This window comes from Azotobacter bryophylli (assembly GCF_042643485.1).
Classification (GTDB): domain Bacteria; phylum Pseudomonadota; class Gammaproteobacteria; order Pseudomonadales; family Pseudomonadaceae; genus Azotobacter; species Azotobacter bryophylli.
Genome location: NZ_JBHRSJ010000023.1, coordinates 1 through 15,359, shown reverse-complemented (window position 1 = coordinate 15,359; position 15,359 = coordinate 1). Strand labels below are relative to the sequence as shown.

Sequence of the window (15,359 nt, the reverse complement as noted above, 5' to 3'; positions counted from 1 at the left end):
GACCATGAGCGCTATCCAAACCATCCAGCTCGACTTCGACCCGCGCGGCTTCGCCACCCTCTGGCTGGACCGTCCGGACAAGAACAACGCCTTCGACGCCGTCATGATCGGCGAGATGATCCGTGCCCTGGACGCCGTGAAGGACAGCCCCACGCTGCGCTTCCTGGTCCTGCGCGGGCGGGGCAGGCACTTCAGCGCCGGCGCCGATCTCGCCTGGATGTGCACGGCCACCGAGCTGGACTACGACGCCAACCTGCACGATGCCCAGATCCTCTCCGAACTGATGTACAACCTCTACCACCTCAGGCTGCCGACCCTCGCCGTGGTGCAGGGCTCCGCCTTCGGTGGCGCGGTGGGGCTGACGGCCTGCTGCGACATCGCCATCGGCGCGAGCGACGCGCAGTTCTCGCTGTCCGAAGTGCGCATCGGCCTGGCCCCGGCGGTAATCAGCCCCTTCGTGGTGCAGGCAATCGGCGAACGCGCCGCGCGCCGCTACGCCCTCTCCGGCGAACGTTTCAGCGGCGAGCGCGCCCGCGAGCTGGGCCTGCTCGCCGAGTGCTACCCGGCCTCCGAGCTGGATGCCGCGCTGGAGCAGTGGATCGCCACCCTGCTGCAGAACGGCCCGAAGGCGATGAGGGCGACCAAGGACCTGCTCAAGGAAGTCGGCAGCGGCACCCTGGCCCCCGCACTGCGTCGCTGCACGGAGAGCGCCATCGCCCACCTGCGCGTCAGTCCCGAAGGCCAGGAGGGGCTGCGCGCCTTCCTGGAGAAACGCCGCCCGGCCTGGCAGGAGAGCCAGCCATGAGCCAGCCCATCGACACCCTCCTGGTGGCCAACCGCGGCGAGATCGCCTGTCGGGTGATGCGCACCGCCAAGGCGCTGGGTCTGACCACGGTGGCGGTGCACAGCGCCGTGGATGCGCAAGCCCGCCACGCTCGGGAAGCCGACATCCGCGTCGACCTGGGCGGCGCCAGGCCGGCCGACAGCTACCTGCAGATCGACAAGCTGATCGCCGCCGCCCGCGCCAGCGGCGCCCAGGCCATCCATCCCGGTTACGGCTTCCTCTCCGAGAATGCAGTCTTCGCCCGCGCCTGTGAGGCGGCCGGGCTGATCTTCCTCGGCCCGCCGGCCAGCGCCATCGAGGCCATGGGCAGCAAGTCGGCGGCCAAGGCGCTGATGGAGAAGGCCGGCGTGCCGCTGGTGCCCGGCTATCACGGCGAGGCGCAGGACTACGAGACCTTCCGCACCGCCGCCGAGGTGATCGGCTACCCGGTATTGCTCAAGGCAGCCGCCGGCGGCGGCGGCAAGGGCATGAAGGTGGTCGAACAGGAGAGCGAACTGGCCGAGGCGCTGGCCTCCGCACAGCGCGAGGCCAAGTCCGCCTTCGGCGACGCGCGCATGCTGGTCGAGAAGTACGTGCTCAAGCCGCGCCACGTCGAGATCCAGGTGTTCGCCGACAAGCACGGCAACTGCCTGTACCTCAACGAGCGCGACTGCTCGATCCAGCGCCGCCACCAGAAGGTGGTCGAGGAAGCGCCGGCCCCGGGCCTGTCGCCGGTGCTGCGCCGCGCCATGGGCGAGGCGGCGGTGAAGGCGGCCAAGGCCATCGGCTACGTCGGCGCCGGCACCGTGGAATTCCTTCTGGATTCGCGCGGCGAGTTCTTCTTCATGGAAATGAACACTCGCCTGCAGGTCGAACACCCGGTCACCGAGGCCATCACCGGACTCGATCTGGTCGCCTGGCAGATCCGCGTCGCGCGCGGCGAGCCGCTGCCGATCGGCCAGGAGCAGGTGCCGCTGAACGGCCACGCCATCGAGGTGCGCCTGTACGCCGAAGACCCGGAGCGGGACTTCCTCCCTGCCACCGGCAACCTGGACCTGTACCGCGAGCCGGTCGCCGGCCCTGGCCGCCGGGTGGATAGCGGCGTGGCCGAAGGCGATACGGTTTCCCCCTTCTACGATCCGATGCTGGCCAAGCTGATCGCCTGGGGCGAGAGCCGCGAGGAAGCCCGCCAGCGCCTGCTGGCCATGCTCGCCGAGACCGCCGTGGGCGGCATCAGGACCAACCTGGCCTTCCTGCGCCGCGTGCTCGCCCACCCGGCCTTCGCCCGCGCCGAGCTGGACACCGGCTTCATCCCGCGCCACCAGACGCAGCTGCTGCCCCTGTCCGGCGAACTGCCGGACGCTTTCTGGCGACTGGCCGGCGAGGCCTTCGTCCAGAGTGGGAAACCCGGCCTGCGCAGCGACGACCCGCAGTCCCCTTGGTCGTCCCGCATGGCCTGGAGAGCCGGCTTGCCGCCGCAGACCATGCTGGAGCTGGCCTGCGAGGGGACGACGCGCAAGGTCCGCATCGGCGGCAGCGCCCGGCTCGAAGGCCAATGGCTCTCATGCCCCGGCGAAATCGCTCGCCAGGGTGCAGGGATGAGCGAGTCGGCCCCGACCGGTGTTCAACGCCGCCTGCGTGCCATTCGCCAGGGCGAGACCCTTTATCTCGAATGGCAGGGCGAACTGCATGCCGTGACCCGCGTCGATCCCATCGCCGAGGCGGCGGCCAGCCACGCCCAGCACGGGGGCCTAAGCGCGCCGATGAGCGGCAGCATCGTCCGCGTGCTGGTGGAAGCCGGCCAGCGCGTCGAGGCCGGTACCGCCCTGGTCGTGCTCGAAGCGATGAAGATGGAGCACAGCATCCGCGCGCCGCAGGCCGGGGTGGTCAAGGGCCTGTACTGCAGCGAGGGCGAGATGGTCAGCGAAGGAGCCGCGCTGGTGGAGCTGGAGGAAGCCTAGGCCGATAGGGTGGAAAACTCGCGCAGCGATTTTCCACCATCGCCCCGCCTTGGTGGACAAGGCGGCGCCGTTGTCCACCCTACTCGCCCCACCAGGCCTGTACGTCGAGACGGAAACCGAACCATGAAGACAACCATTGCCCTGCCCCGCCACGTCCGCCTGGTCGAAGTCGGCCCACGCGACGGCCTGCAGAACGAGCAACAGCCGATCGGCGTGGCCGACAAGGTGCGACTGGTCGACGATCTGACCGCCGCCGGCCTGGAATACATCGAAGCCGGCAGCTTCGTCTCGCCCAAGTGGGTGCCGCAGATGGCCGGCAGTGCGGAGGTGTTCGCCGGCATCCGGCGGCGACCGGGGGTCACCTACGCGGCGCTGACGCCCAACCTCAAGGGCTTCGAGGCGGCGATGGCCGCCGGCGTGCAGGAAGTCGCGGTGTTCGCCGCCGCCTCGGAAAGCTTTTCCCAGAAGAACATCAATTGCTCCATCGCCGAAAGCCTGGATCGCTTCGTACCGGTGATGGACGCCGCCCGCGAGCAGGGCATCCGCGTGCGCGGCTACGTTTCCTGCGTACTCGGCTGTCCCTACGAGGGCGAAGTTGCGCCGCATCGGGTCGCCACAGTGGCGCGCGAACTGTTCGACATGGGCTGCCACGAAGTGTCGCTCGGCGATACCATCGGCACCGGCACCGCCGGCAAGACTCGCCAACTGTTCGAGACGGTGGCGCGGGAAGTCCCGCGCGACAAGCTCGCCGGCCACTTCCACGACACATATGGCCAGGCCTTGGCGAACATCTACGCCAGCCTCCTGGAAGGCATCCAGATATTCGACAGCTCGGTGGCCGGTCTGGGCGGCTGCCCCTACGCCAGGGGCGCCAGCGGCAACGTGGCCAGCGAGGACGTGCTGTACCTGCTGAACGGACTCGGCATCCACACCGGCGTCGACCTCGAACGGCTGATTGCGGCCGGCGAGCGCATTTGCGCGGTACTCGGCCGGGAAAACGGCTCGCGGGTCGCCCGCGCCCGGCGCTGCCAGCAGGACTGAGGCCATGCCGACCGCGCCGCAGATGATCCCGGCGGTGAGGTCTCCCTATGAAGTATCAGGAAATCCGATGAACAAGCAGACCTATAGCATCTCCGAACTGGCCCAGGAACTGGATGTCACCACCCGGACCATCCGCTTCTACGAAGAACAAGGCATGCTATCCCCCACCCGCCGTGGCCAGGAGCGGATCTACAGCCCCAAGGATCGCGTGACCCTCAAGCTGATCCTACGCGGCAAGCGCCTGGGCTTCTCCCTGGCCGAATGCAAGACGCTGATCGAACTCTACGACCCGCAGACCGGCAACCAGAAACAGCTCCACACGATGCTCGCCCTGATCGCCGAACGGCGCCGCCATCTGGAGCAGCAACTGCTGGACATCCGCCAGATGCAGCTGGAACTGGATACCGCCGAGGAGCGTTGCCGCGCCGCGCTGGCGGAGGCCGAGGGCCGGGCAACGGCAGCCAAGCAGCCCGAAGCCTTGGACTGATTCCGTGCCCGGCTCGGAGCCCCGCCCCGTACGCGACTTCGAGAGTCGGCCGCTTCAACGCCGGCTGGTGTGGGCAACCTTCGTTTTGTCCTCCACCAGCAGATCCGGATCGGGTAGATACTCGTCGCCGTCATCCTCCTGTGACAGTGACGCCCCAGCCAGGCTCGGCGCATCGGGCATGCCCAGTGCGACGCCCTCGGCATCGACTACGGATTCGCCGCCGAAATCACCCTCGGTATCGATGTCGTCCGGACTGTGCCCGCTTTCCACCTCCGCGACCTCTTCGGACTCGCGCTCGCCCTTCTCGTCCCGCGACCGGGGAATCTCACCCTCGACCGGGATCTCGTTCGGATTATTTGGATCAGCCATGCGCACCTCCTTACTGGCCCATGGATTGGCCATGTAGGTGAGAGAGTTCTTCCGGCTTGGCGTTCGCAGACTCGGGCTGCCGGCCGTCCAATGGATCGCCAGTAGAGGACCAGACCTGTTTGAAAGATGAGTTGGAGGCGGAATGTGACGGCCGATGGCATGTCGACTCAAGGCTGGCAGAGATCCCGTCCAGTTAGCCCGGAAACAGCGCTACTGCCGGAAAACCTCGTATCCGACTGATTCATCGAGCCTTTTGATTCCGCTTCGGCTGGATAGACCACCCTCATTCGCAAACATGGCCGCTTGCTTCATGGGGTACGCCTGTATATATTCCTGCCTCTCGCCGCTGGGGTGCTCATCCCCAGCCTCCGCCCGGATGGCGAAATTGGTAGACGCAAGGGACTTAAAATCCCTCGCTGGCAACAGCGTGCCGGTTCGATCCCGGCTCCGGGCACCAGTAATTGCGCGGGTTACAGCTATTCAGCCCCCTCTCTTCCCGCTCATTTTATTTCCGCAAATAAAAACCTTACCGCAATTGCAGTTTTATAGCTCCTTCACCGCCTCGCTCGGGCAACTTACCGCCGCCCTCATCGCCCCTGACAATAGCTTCCCCGCTACCCATGCTCCCAATCAATTCAGTGCAGGATTGGCGTGATATGGTTTCGCCTTTACTTGCCACTGAGATATTGGAGGCCGATATGACCGACAAAACGATCGAGCAGCATGCCCGAGACACCATGAATGCACTCATTGCAGGAGGCTATCTGCCAGGCTCCGCAATTTTCCTTTCAGAAGGCTGCGTGAGAATCGACAAGGAGATGCTGCGCGCTCTCGAAGAGCAGCTTCGGGATTACTACTCGACGAGGTTGAATGAACCGGAGCTGTAAGCGACAGGGACGATTCCCGGTTTTGCCAGTTCCCCGATTGCTCGGCCGACAGGTGCTTGAAACAGGAGCTCCCATCGGCCAGCGCCCCCAGAGCCGCGAACAATGCGGACTGGGGCCATCGCACAGATGCACCCGCTTCTCTCGTCCAGGCAATCCCTCAGCAAGCGAAAAATCCCTATAAACTCAAATGATGGCCCTTCGCCATAAAGCAAAGACTTGATACAGTGATGCAGTTCACACTAGAACCGCATGGACACCGTCTGCATGAGCATGTTCTTAACCAAGAGCAGGCAACCCGCTCAACAGCCAGCAACAAGATCAACCCCAACCGACGCGCTTCTCGGCCCTCAGTTCAAGGCGCGCCTGGATAGACTCATCTGCGATACCCGAGCAGTGCTGGACGATTTCTACGAGCATAAGTGGGGGCTCTATAAAGAGCCGGGAAAGATCGTCAAACGCCTGGATAGCCAGCTGCGAAGCCTCATCCTGATGCGCAGCCTACTGGAACTCGACTTGGCAACAGGCCAAGCCCGTCAGCTGCCATGCGAGGAACTCGACTTCATACGCAATGCGGAGCTTTTCCTCGACCAACTCGGCGCCCAACGCCTCCGCGAAGCAAAAAACTCATTAGGCACACTCGTTTTCTGATATCAGCAGAGGCTTGGCCAGTTGGCCGCTTCGTCGCACTCACAAAGCTTCCTGCGGTATCCCAGTCGATCACCTAATGCGCAGCCTCTTTGCTGTGTTGAGCGGACAGAGCTCGAGCCGTCATGGATAGCGGGATGATCTGGCCGGAGATGGCCATCGTTAGGAATCGCAGATTGAAGTTGATGATTGTGGCCTGAATCGCCGGACAGGCCCCGTGAAGAACCTGCAGAGAAATGACAGCTAGCGAAAAGATCATGCTGGAGTGAGCCATCCTTGGCGACAGACTTTCAGCGAGTGCAATTTACCCTCGTTTACTAGGGGAAGGCTTGGCCTGAGTCAATGCACTGCAAGCACTACGGCGCCGGTCCAGAAGCATTGAAGACGGCTGAATACTCATACAGGCTTCGCCTGCCTTGAGTAGGCATTCGATGACATGAATGGGTGATGCGTGAGATTACGCTGAGATCGCGCTGACAGGTAACTGCCAAGCTGCGTGAGATGGAGCCCATGGGCGGACTTGAACCGCCGACCTCTCCCTTACCAAGGGAGTGCTCTACCGCTGAGCTACATGGGCGATGCATGCGGGCGATGCATTCTATCCAACTGATTTGCAAAAGAAAACAGCTTTTTGGTGCCGGGCACCTAAAAAGCCGCTGTATTGCGATCGAGATCGATGCGGCCTGAATCGAAAAAACTAGCTTCCGTTACCGTATCAGCGCAGCCATGCAGAGCGGTGGTAGCACGTCAACCTGGTGTGCAAGACATCAGACATTCATTTTGGCCAGTCGCGAGCCCTATACCGTGCCGAATGAACGGCCTGGGCTTTGACTCCAGTCAAACAATCAAGGCTGCACTTTAGTACATTTCCAATGATTGGCTGCCGTTGCGATCTGCCCTTGCTCAGAGTGATGTGCCATAGGCCTGATACCTGATCCTGGCTTTGCATCCCCTTCCGTATGCCTGGCGTCAGACACTGGTGCTATGGCGAAGCACCAATGTTGGGAAATACATTGCCATCAGCCCGCTTGGCGGACGAAAGAGCCCAGCGACGCGGCCCGCACGCTGTTCTCAGCGGCGTAGGTGATTTTTTCAAAGAAAAGAGGTACTCGTTTTGAGTGATACGCTAGTGGCAGAGGAAAGCAAGGTATCTGAGGCAGAGGAAAGCAAGCCTCTGCGTCCGACTGATGCAGAAGCAGCCGAAATCGACCGCAAGTCACGCTTTTGGCGCAGTGAAGAGCCGGGTTGGATCTGGGTTGGCAGCGAGGAGCACAAGCGGTTGTTCTGCCGCATGCTGTTGGAAACCCACAACCCCTATAAGCCGGCGGTGATGGATTGGCCGAAGCTGGAACCCGAAGCGCTGAAGCGTATTACTTCGCTGCCGATCTGGGACATCGCCGTGCAGACCGAGGGCCGGGCCCAGCTGCGGGTACACGCCTACGCCAAGAGGGTGAGAGATCCGCTCCTGCATGAAGCGATGATCATGGATGGCGGTGAAGAAGAGCGCCATAAGGTGGTTCTCAGCAAGCTGGTCGAAGCCTACGGCATCCCCTTGGCCCCAGAGCCGATCTACCAAATGCCCAAAGATATCGAATGGGGATGGTTGGTCACCGGCTACAGCGAGTGTATCGACAGCTTCTTCGCCTTCGGCCTGTTCGAAGCTGCCAAACGGACCGGCTATTTCCCGGAGGAGCTCGTCGAAACGTTCGAGCCGGTCATGCAGGAAGAGGCCCGGCACATCCTGTTCTTCGCCAACTGGATCGCCTGGCATCGTCGCCAGCTGTCCTGGTGGCGCCGAATCGCCTTCGAGCTGAAGGTCGCCCGGGTATGGGCCTTCCTGATCTGGGAGCGCATCGGCATCGCCAGAGGGTTGGATAACGGTGGTGAAATGCAGGATGCCAATTTCACTCTCACCGGCCACCAACAGATCGGCATTGATCTCAATCTGTCCGAGTTACTGGAGCTGTGCCTGGCAGAGGATTGGCGCCGGCTGGATGGCTACGATTCGCGCCTGCTGCGTCCGACCTTCATGCCGAAGATAGCGCGGTTAGTACGGCGTTTCCTGCGCTGATACAGAGCCACGCCCGCTACTTGAGCACAGGAGTGGGCATGGTTGCTGATTCGAGGATTATTGATGCTCCCCGAATCAGTGAATGCCGTTGCCCCTTCTGACAAGGGCCTCTGCTATTCCGGCAGGGGCCTTGTCATGTCCGGGATTCAGCAGCGGGTTTTCTGCCTTGGAGGGGGCCGGTTGCCATTGCGGGTATCTGCAATTGACGGCCCAGAATCTCTACGTGCCAGGATGAATCACTGGCTCTCCTAGATATTCTTCAGAGTCTGGAAGTAGCGCCTTTCAAATTTCACAGGCAGCAGCATATAGCAGCAGCTCGACCTGCCCGCTCCGCAGCCCGGCTTGGTGTAGCGCTTGATCCAAACCGCGCAAGCCGCACGCCGACGTGCCTGTCGGGGTAGCTATCGCTCAGAACTGGTGAATGAGGCGCATGCCGACTTCGGGGCGTGCCGATTCACTACGGTTTTTGTTGACCCCGAGACCGAATTGGATGTTCGCCAGCCGAGTGAGCCGCCGATGAATCTGGGGCATCAACAGGATATGGCTATCATGTCCGGTTAGATAATTGACCTCCAGCCCGAGAACGGTGCTGTCGGTCGCATCGTAGAAGGTCGAATGATTGAGGATCAGATCATTGCGCCGGCTGGAGCGTGACCAGCTGATATCGGCAAGTCCGATCATGCTCATGGTGCTCCAGCGGCTGTTGAAACGGTTGCCCAGCATATAGACCAGGCTGTTGAGATAGGTGTGACGCTCACGATCGTAAATGCCCAGATATTGGACGCCATGGACGGAGCGGCCATGATTGAAGGTGCCGAACGTGGATTGCAGTCCCAGCTTGTATTCGGTCAACCGGTCATCCTGAAAGGGAAATTCGAACTCGATGGCCATGCCATCAGCGAACGCCAATTCGGCCTCCGGAGCCCAGTGAGTCACCCGATCGGATCCGGACAATGGGGAGGTGGCCAGCGCATTGGTCTCGAACTCGCCCTGGTGCGCACCGAGCGGACGAATCATGTCAAAGACCATTGGCTCCGGGATATGGGGATAGGCGCTGGCTTTACCCTTGCTGGACGACGCTTGCGCAGTCGATGCGACGGTGAACAGGAACGACCCCACGAGCAACCACTCGCATACAACGACAAGCCAGTGATGTACCAAAACTGCAATCTCCTATGAACAACAACAAGGAAGCGGGCGGAAGGATACCTCGAACCACACCTTGCACGCTGCAAATCACGTACCAGCCCAGGGGCTCGCGACGGAGCGAACAAGCCATCGGGACCCTGCCCTCACGACTTTGCTATAGCTTCTCGTATCGGAGAACGACGAAGCCCGCTACCGCTTACGACGAGCCAAAACCGTCTCGACCAGGTGCCGGTAGCGATATAGCCCTCGATCCAGATCCGCATTGCCTAGAGCGAATTCCACCCGGGGAAACGACGAAGCAGGCGCTCCAGCTTCGAATCGCTCGTGGATACGCTCGCCGCCGCGACTCGTGTCCACCACGATGACCCCAGCTGCCGGCAATCGCTCGATCAGCGCTAGAGCCACATTGCAATCATTAGCAGGGACGCGGTGGTCGCGAACTCCATATCGGGAAGGCGCTGAATCATTCGCAGTAAAATCCAGCCACCATTTTTATGAAACAAGGTTCTAAAAGGGATCAGCTGATCCGTACAATAGAGAACCGGCATCGATAAGCCCGAGCGACTTAAAAAGAAGGTTTCACGGTGCCAGTGACGTTGCGATCAGCCCCTGGTCGCCCTTGATTTGAAGAGCGGAGCCTATGTCTACTTCCCGTGATACCGATAAGTTTGTCGTCCGTCTTCCAGAGGGAATGCGCAACCGCCTTGCTGATGCGGCTCTCGCACGGCACGTCAGCATGAACACCCTCGCAGTCCAGGCGCTCGAAAGCTACCTGGACGGCCATACCGAGCTTCAAATCATACTCAGTGCCCTGCGCGAACAACTGGAACGCCAGGGGAAGCTTCCCTCCTCCACCTGATGCCAACTCCCCGCGCATCAGCATGCCGCCGGCCGACAGATGCGGCGGCTTCGCTCCGAGGGTCAGGCCCGAAGCAGAGCCTGACCCGGCACATCGTCACGGATAACCCGCAGATCATCAGCATCCCGGTTTAGCTGGTGGACGACATTCAGCAGTTTCTGCCGAAGCAGCTGATCACTCACCTGATCAACCACACGCATCACCTCGATGGCGGCCGATTCATTATTGGCAGCCACTGAATCCAGGGTCTTGCGAAAGCTTCTCACTGATCGACTCACAGGTTCCGTCCTCTCGAAAAGTCAGTTGGGTCATAACAGACCGCCAACCCCCTTCCGAAGTTCTACCGCTGATCGGCCGCAGCCTGACTTGAAGGAGTCGACACAGCGGCGAACAGGCCCTATTGGCTCAGCCCCAAGAACAAGTAGATGCCCAGGTCGCCCAACCGGAGACACAGGCGGCGTCAACGCACCTTGGCATGATCTAGAGCTATCCTTATCACATCACCGCCATAGCCAAGTCTGCATGGAGTTCCCTATGGCAAGGGTTTCGATAAAAACGTGCGATCTGCTGGGGCCACCCCTCGACTGGGCCGTTGCCATCAGCTTGGGGCTGGAAGAAAGCGACAATCCGCACATCATTGCCGAAGCAGCCGCCGGAACGAGACCGCCCGTGGTTTTCGTCGGGCCACAAGCCGCTGTGGGCGTATCAAGCCTGGAGTTCTGCGGCAGCTACAGGCCATCTTGCGACTGGGGCCAGGGAGGACCGCTGATAGAGAAAGTGTGTCGGATCGAAGTGATCGGAGAAAAATGGGAAGCGACTATCCGCATTTCCGATCAGGAGGGCAGCGTCAGTTTCGATAGCTGCACCGCAGAAACCCCGCTGATCGCCGCCTGCCGAGTGATAGTTACCGCAAGTCTCGGCACGGTCATAAACGTTCCCGACTCGTTGATACTGTAATCCCTCACCTATTGGATTGCCGGGTCCCGATTGCCCGGTAGAGGCGCCTTATCACCGCGCCACAGAGCCAAAAAGAACGTCAGGAACGATGAACTCCAGCCGGTCCTCCTACCCACCTAGGTTACGGCCACCATCACGAGTACGGCGCTCTCAGCCGCCGGCTACGCCTTAAGATTGACGCAGGGCCCGAGCCTGAGGCGTAACATTCCCAAAGGAACCCATGTCCCTGTACCGAGGGAAATGTTCGGTGACATCCGTGCGCAGGGAGCTGCTCGGAGTTGCCTCAGAGGAGAACCTGCGTGTCTCGTCAACCGCTCTACAAGAGCCTGTATGCCCAAGTATTGCTCGCGATCGCGATCGGTATTGCACTGGGCTTTTTCTATCCGGAAATCGGCGCCACCATGAAGCCGCTAGGCGACGGTTTCGTCAAACTGATCAAAATGACTATCGCGCCGATCATCTTCTGTACCGTGGTGAGCGGCATCGCCGGCATGCAGGACGTCAAGGCCGTGGGCAGGACCGGCGGAATCGCCTTGCTGTACTTCGAGATCGTGTCCAGCGTCGCATTGGCCATCAGCCTGGTGGTGGTAAACCTGATCAAGCCGGGGACCGGCATGCATATCGATCCTGCTACCTTGGACGCCAGCAGTATCGCTGCCTATACCAAGCCTGGTACCGAGCAGAGCGCCGCGGGCTTCCTGCTCAACATGATTCCCGAGACAGTGATCGGCGCCTTCGCCAAGGGCGACATCCTCCAAGTGCTGTTCTTCTCCGTGCTGTTCGCCTTCTCCCTGCAGCGCATGGGCAAACACGGCAAGCCCGTACTGGAATTCATCGACGGCATCGCCCAGGTGATGTTCGGCATCATCGGCATGATCATGAAGCTGGCGCCCATCGGCGCCTTCGGCGCCATGGCCTTCACCATCGGCAAGTACGGCGTCGGCTCCCTGGTGCAGCTCGGCCAACTGATGCTGTGCTTCTACATCACCTGCATCCTGTTCGTTCTGATGGTGCTGGGCAGCATCGCCCGAGCCAACGGTTTCAGCATCCTGCGTTTCATCAGGTACATCCGTGACGAGCTGCTGACTGTCCTTGGCACTTCATCGTCCGAGTCGGCGCTACCTCACATGCTCCATAAGATGAAGAAACTCGGTTGCCACAAGTCGGTGGTCGGTCTGGTGATCCCCACCGGCTACTCCTTCAACCTGGACGGCACTTCCATCTACCTGACCATGGCTGCGGTATTCATCGCCCAGGCCACCGACACCCCGATGGATCTGACCCATCAGTTAACACTGATTGCGATATTGATGATCGCCTCCAAGGGCGCCGCCGGCGTCACCGGCAGCGGCTTCATCGTGCTGGCCGCCACACTATCGGCCGTGGGCGGTCTACCGGTAGCTGGTCTATCGCTGATTCTCGGCATCGACCGCTTCATGTCGGAAGCCCGGGCGCTGACCAACCTGATCGGTAATGGAATAGCCACCATTGTCGTAGCTAAATGGTGCGGCCAGCTGGACAGCGAGCGCCTGCAACACGAGCTGGCCAACCCGAGTGCAGAGATCAAACCGGCCGCAGCGAAACCGATGCCGCCCCACGGACCGGATGCTACAGCTCAGCACTGAACACCCGCCACGAAGCCTCGCAGCGCCATAAAGTGCTGCGGGAGCGCATCAAAGCGCATCAAGAGGTCAAGCCTCGACTTTCTTGAAGAGAGCCAACCAAGGTCACCGCCATCAAGCTGCTGCGGCTATTCGGCCTTACGAGCAGCCAGGAGTCTCGAGACTCGCGCCAGAGAAAAAAACACCCAGCAAAGCGCAACTACAGCCGCGGCGGAGCTGTTACGTAGTCCGCAAAATAGAAGAGTTTTGGGATGCGTCCCAAAATGAACAGTCACAGGGAGCTTTCCGGCGCGCAAATAAAAAGCCAGTCATCACGAGGCTTACAGGCGAAGCGGCGTGCTAAAACGGAAAGAAAATAACGCCTCTGCAGGCCCCATTCTACGGGCCTCCCTGTTTGACTTTTAGCACTCTTTTTTGCCCCTCCTCGCCCGTCCGAGCAATCAATTCCCTCCTGTAGAAACGCTCACTTTGCTACCCTAGACAGCTATCAATTTGCTACCTCAAACGCCCATGACCACCAGCAGCAAGGCCGTCTTATCCGCCCTGGAGCAGGCCCAGGACATTCTCGCCAGATGGTTTGAGCCAGATGGAATATCAGCAGAACAGGCCATGAATGAAGTGTTGCCGATCTTGGATAACAAGAAGCTGGTGCGGGCGCAGCGCCAGCTTTGGCGTGAAATTGGCGATGACTGATCAATCGAAGGCCGGAGCGCCGGTCTGCCGAGCGGAATGAAATGGCTCCATCCTCACCGCGCAGAGAGCAAGGCGGCCGGGACAGGAAAGTGTTGGTTCCGCGCCTCTCGTGGTCCTAAGCGGCCTGTCATGCCCGGCAGAAATCGGCCAGAAACAGGCATGTGAATACTGGCCACCACTGTGATTCCAAGCGTGCCTACTCTCGTGCAGAATGCGCGCCAGTAACAAGGAGGTAGTTTATTCAGCGCTCTATCCTTTCGCTTCTGTGTGTCATGACTTGCACTGCGGCCATGGCAGGTCAGCAGTTCTCCTGTGGACCTGCGCGGGTGGTTGTCGCTACCGAGCTCAACAATGATCGCACTAAAGACTTCGATTACGCTGGTGTACTGACTGTCGAGACGCAGGGACATCAAACGGTTCTGCAATATCGTGAAAATGTCGACTTTCTGGGCGCAGCTTGCGTATTCGATGCGCACGGTGTCCCCAAAGTACTGTTTCAGGCGATTTGCTCCGGATCCAGATGTCACGACCTCGATAATTGGGGGCTCGTCGACGCCAGTTCGCTTCGCGTAGAACTCATCCCGTCGGATGACAATCGGAAAGAGGTTCAAGATCGATTGGGCGGCAAGGCTCCTTTGCTCCGACCTCGTATCCTTGGGAACCTCCAAGCTCATACGGAATAACTGCGGCCTCTGACTGCTAGGGGTCGCGTGCTGCCGGTCATGAAAGGCCGGAGTCGACCCAGGCTGTGTGAAAACAGCGAAGTGCGAACACCAGAGCTACAAGCAGCCTTTGACCCGAGGTCGGGTGAGGTTTAGGCACGGCAGCTCGGTGCAGACCGCTACCTGAGCCGCCTGGCGCCATCTACGGCATCCTGAGGCGGGGGAACGAGTCAAAATGGGCCGCCTCAGGCCCGCAGGGCCTCTACCGCACCACGGATGCCAAAGATGTTCATCAGCCGTTTGAGGTTGTAGGCGAGCACATGGAGACTCATCTCCGTGCTCACCCGAGGCAGCGTTTTGGTCAGGAAGTGCGTCGCGCCCATCCAGTGCTTGAGCGTGCCAAACGGGTGCTCCACGGTCTGGCGGCGCACGCGCATCATCTCCGGCTGACGGTCCAGCCGCTGCTGCATGGCCTCCAGTACCGCCTCGTGTCGCCAGCGCTTGAGTCTCCGATAACTGCTTGCGTATCGGGCAGCGCGGACACGCAGAACTCCAGTAAGCATTCAACTCGAGGCCGTCCTCCACTGTCGAGAAACGCTTGATCGCACGCTGGCCGGCGGGACAGCGGTACTCGTCATCAGCCGGGAGGTAGACGAAGTCCTGCTTGTCGAAGCGCCCTTCGGCCTTGCTGCTTGAGGTCATCGGCTTGGGTACGAAGGGCGTGATGCCGGCCTGCTCGCAGGCCAGGATTTCCAGCCCGCTGAAGTAGCCACGGTCGGCAACGACGGTGAGACTTTCAGCTCCGGTCGCTTCGCGTGCCTACTCGGCCATTGTGGCTAGCGCCATGCGGTCATGACCGACGTTAGTGACTTCGTGAGCGACGATCAGGTGATGCCGGGTATCGACCGCAGTCTGCACGTTGTAGCCAACCGTGCCGGTGCCTTTTCCACTGGTGGCCATGGAGCGCGCATCCGGATCGGTCAATGACACCTGTCCATCCGGCGCTTCACGTAGCTGCTGCTCCATCTCCTTGAGCGCTTGCATCTGCTGCCGGAGCTTCTCGATTTTGTCCTGAAGGCGGCTGGTCTTGGCCTCAGCAACATCGGACTGCGTTCGGTCAGCGGTATCCATCG

At 60.9% G+C, this 15,359-nt stretch carries 14 protein-coding genes, 2 tRNA genes and 1 pseudogene; 12 read left to right on the top strand and 5 right to left on the bottom strand.

Annotation, left to right across the window (positions count from 1 at the left end):
• Positions 1-4: 4 nt before the first annotated feature.
• The 4 genes from ACFOJE_RS12635 (at position 5) to ACFOJE_RS12620 (ending at position 4,312) form a co-directional block, all read left to right on the top strand.
• Positions 5-805 (top strand): gamma-carboxygeranoyl-CoA hydratase, encoded by an 801-nt coding sequence (locus tag ACFOJE_RS12635; RefSeq protein WP_377814719.1) that lies wholly within the window; start codon positions 5-7, stop codon positions 803-805.
• The gene (locus ACFOJE_RS12630) at positions 802-2,784 is read left to right on the top strand and encodes an acetyl/propionyl/methylcrotonyl-CoA carboxylase subunit alpha (protein WP_377814718.1); all 1,983 of its coding nucleotides are present in this window, start codon (positions 802-804) and stop codon (positions 2,782-2,784) included. The genes ACFOJE_RS12635 and ACFOJE_RS12630 overlap by 4 nt, the downstream gene beginning before the upstream one ends.
• A 135-nt stretch (positions 2,785-2,919) precedes the next feature.
• The gene (locus tag ACFOJE_RS12625; protein ID WP_377814757.1) at positions 2,920-3,825 is read left to right on the top strand and encodes a hydroxymethylglutaryl-CoA lyase; all 906 of its coding nucleotides are present in this window, start codon (positions 2,920-2,922) and stop codon (positions 3,823-3,825) included.
• Positions 3,826-3,892: 67 nt separating this feature from the next.
• Positions 3,893-4,312 carry a MerR family transcriptional regulator gene (locus ACFOJE_RS12620; RefSeq protein WP_377814716.1) on the top strand — a complete coding sequence of 140 codons (420 nt, stop codon included), beginning with the start codon at positions 3,893-3,895 and terminating at the stop codon, positions 4,310-4,312.
• Positions 4,313-4,366: 54 nt separating this feature from the next.
• On the opposite strand, the gene ACFOJE_RS12615 is transcribed toward ACFOJE_RS12620, so the two are convergent.
• A complete protein-coding gene (locus ACFOJE_RS12615; RefSeq protein ID WP_377814715.1) occupies positions 4,367-4,681 on the bottom strand; it encodes a hypothetical protein in 315 nt (104 codons plus the stop codon).
• Between the two features lie 370 nt (positions 4,682-5,051).
• Between ACFOJE_RS12615 and ACFOJE_RS12610 the strand changes: the two genes are divergently transcribed.
• From ACFOJE_RS12610 to ACFOJE_RS12600, 3 genes are all read left to right on the top strand, one after another.
• Positions 5,052-5,138: transfer RNA gene (locus ACFOJE_RS12610), tRNA-Leu, on the top strand.
• Positions 5,139-5,379: 241 nt separating this feature from the next.
• Positions 5,380-5,568 (top strand): hypothetical protein, encoded by a 189-nt coding sequence (locus ACFOJE_RS12605; RefSeq protein WP_377814714.1) that lies wholly within the window; start codon positions 5,380-5,382, stop codon positions 5,566-5,568.
• 264 nt (positions 5,569-5,832) lie between these two features.
• Positions 5,833-6,216 (top strand): hypothetical protein, encoded by a 384-nt coding sequence (locus tag ACFOJE_RS12600; protein WP_377814713.1) that lies wholly within the window; start codon positions 5,833-5,835, stop codon positions 6,214-6,216.
• Positions 6,217-6,715: 499 nt separating this feature from the next.
• Here ACFOJE_RS12600 and ACFOJE_RS12595 read toward each other — a convergent pair.
• Positions 6,716-6,790 (bottom strand) — tRNA-Thr (locus ACFOJE_RS12595).
• A 537-nt stretch (positions 6,791-7,327) separates the two neighbouring features.
• Here ACFOJE_RS12595 and ACFOJE_RS12590 point away from each other — a divergent pair.
• Positions 7,328-8,284 carry a ferritin-like domain-containing protein gene (locus ACFOJE_RS12590; protein ID WP_377814712.1) on the top strand — a complete coding sequence of 319 codons (957 nt, stop codon included), beginning with the start codon at positions 7,328-7,330 and terminating at the stop codon, positions 8,282-8,284.
• Positions 8,285-8,692: 408 nt separating this feature from the next.
• On the opposite strand, the gene ACFOJE_RS12585 is transcribed toward ACFOJE_RS12590, so the two are convergent.
• Positions 8,693-9,403: a hypothetical protein gene (locus ACFOJE_RS12585; protein ID WP_377814711.1), complete on the bottom strand. Its 711-nt coding sequence runs from the start codon at positions 9,401-9,403 to the stop codon at positions 8,693-8,695.
• Between the two features lie 670 nt (positions 9,404-10,073).
• On the opposite strand from ACFOJE_RS12585, the gene ACFOJE_RS12580 reads away from it, so the two are divergent.
• Positions 10,074-10,292, top strand: coding sequence for an Arc family DNA-binding protein (locus tag ACFOJE_RS12580; protein WP_377814710.1), 219 nt, complete (start codon positions 10,074-10,076; stop codon positions 10,290-10,292).
• A gap of 62 nt (positions 10,293-10,354) precedes the next feature.
• Here the strand turns inward: ACFOJE_RS12580 and ACFOJE_RS12575 are convergent, their stop codons facing one another.
• The gene (locus ACFOJE_RS12575) at positions 10,355-10,570 is read right to left on the bottom strand and encodes a hypothetical protein (protein WP_377814709.1); all 216 of its coding nucleotides are present in this window, start codon (positions 10,568-10,570) and stop codon (positions 10,355-10,357) included.
• A 256-nt stretch (positions 10,571-10,826) separates the two neighbouring features.
• Between ACFOJE_RS12575 and ACFOJE_RS12570 the strand changes: the two genes are divergently transcribed.
• The 3 genes from ACFOJE_RS12570 (at position 10,827) to ACFOJE_RS12560 (ending at position 13,564) form a co-directional block, all read left to right on the top strand.
• Complete coding sequence (locus ACFOJE_RS12570) at positions 10,827-11,249, top strand: phage protein NinX family protein (protein WP_377814708.1); 423 nt, start codon at positions 10,827-10,829, stop codon at positions 11,247-11,249.
• A 299-nt stretch (positions 11,250-11,548) separates the two neighbouring features.
• Positions 11,549-12,874 carry a dicarboxylate/amino acid:cation symporter gene (locus ACFOJE_RS12565; protein WP_377814707.1) on the top strand — a complete coding sequence of 442 codons (1,326 nt, stop codon included), beginning with the start codon at positions 11,549-11,551 and terminating at the stop codon, positions 12,872-12,874.
• 507 nt (positions 12,875-13,381) lie between these two features.
• Complete coding sequence (locus tag ACFOJE_RS12560; protein WP_377814706.1) at positions 13,382-13,564, top strand: hypothetical protein; 183 nt, start codon at positions 13,382-13,384, stop codon at positions 13,562-13,564.
• Between the two features lie 907 nt (positions 13,565-14,471).
• Here the strand turns inward: ACFOJE_RS12560 and ACFOJE_RS12555 are convergent.
• Positions 14,472-15,359: pseudogene (locus tag ACFOJE_RS12555) on the bottom strand (transposase); the annotation flags it as partial.

Coding starts and splice junctions, on each gene's coding strand:
- ACFOJE_RS12560 (WP_377814706.1), top strand. CDS start 13,382: ATGACCACCAGCAGCAAGGCCGTCTTATCCGCCCTGGAGCAGGCCCAG.
- ACFOJE_RS12605 (WP_377814714.1), top strand. CDS start 5,380: ATGACCGACAAAACGATCGAGCAGCATGCCCGAGACACCATGAATGCA.
- ACFOJE_RS12600 (WP_377814713.1), top strand. CDS start 5,833: ATGAGCATGTTCTTAACCAAGAGCAGGCAACCCGCTCAACAGCCAGCA.
- ACFOJE_RS12570 (WP_377814708.1), top strand. CDS start 10,827: ATGGCAAGGGTTTCGATAAAAACGTGCGATCTGCTGGGGCCACCCCTC.
- ACFOJE_RS12620 (WP_377814716.1), top strand. CDS start 3,893: ATGAACAAGCAGACCTATAGCATCTCCGAACTGGCCCAGGAACTGGAT.
- ACFOJE_RS12635 (WP_377814719.1), top strand. CDS start 5: ATGAGCGCTATCCAAACCATCCAGCTCGACTTCGACCCGCGCGGCTTC.
- ACFOJE_RS12630 (WP_377814718.1), top strand. CDS start 802: ATGAGCCAGCCCATCGACACCCTCCTGGTGGCCAACCGCGGCGAGATC.
- ACFOJE_RS12580 (WP_377814710.1), top strand. CDS start 10,074: ATGTCTACTTCCCGTGATACCGATAAGTTTGTCGTCCGTCTTCCAGAG.
- ACFOJE_RS12615 (WP_377814715.1), bottom strand. CDS start 4,681: ATGGCTGATCCAAATAATCCGAACGAGATCCCGGTCGAGGGTGAGATT.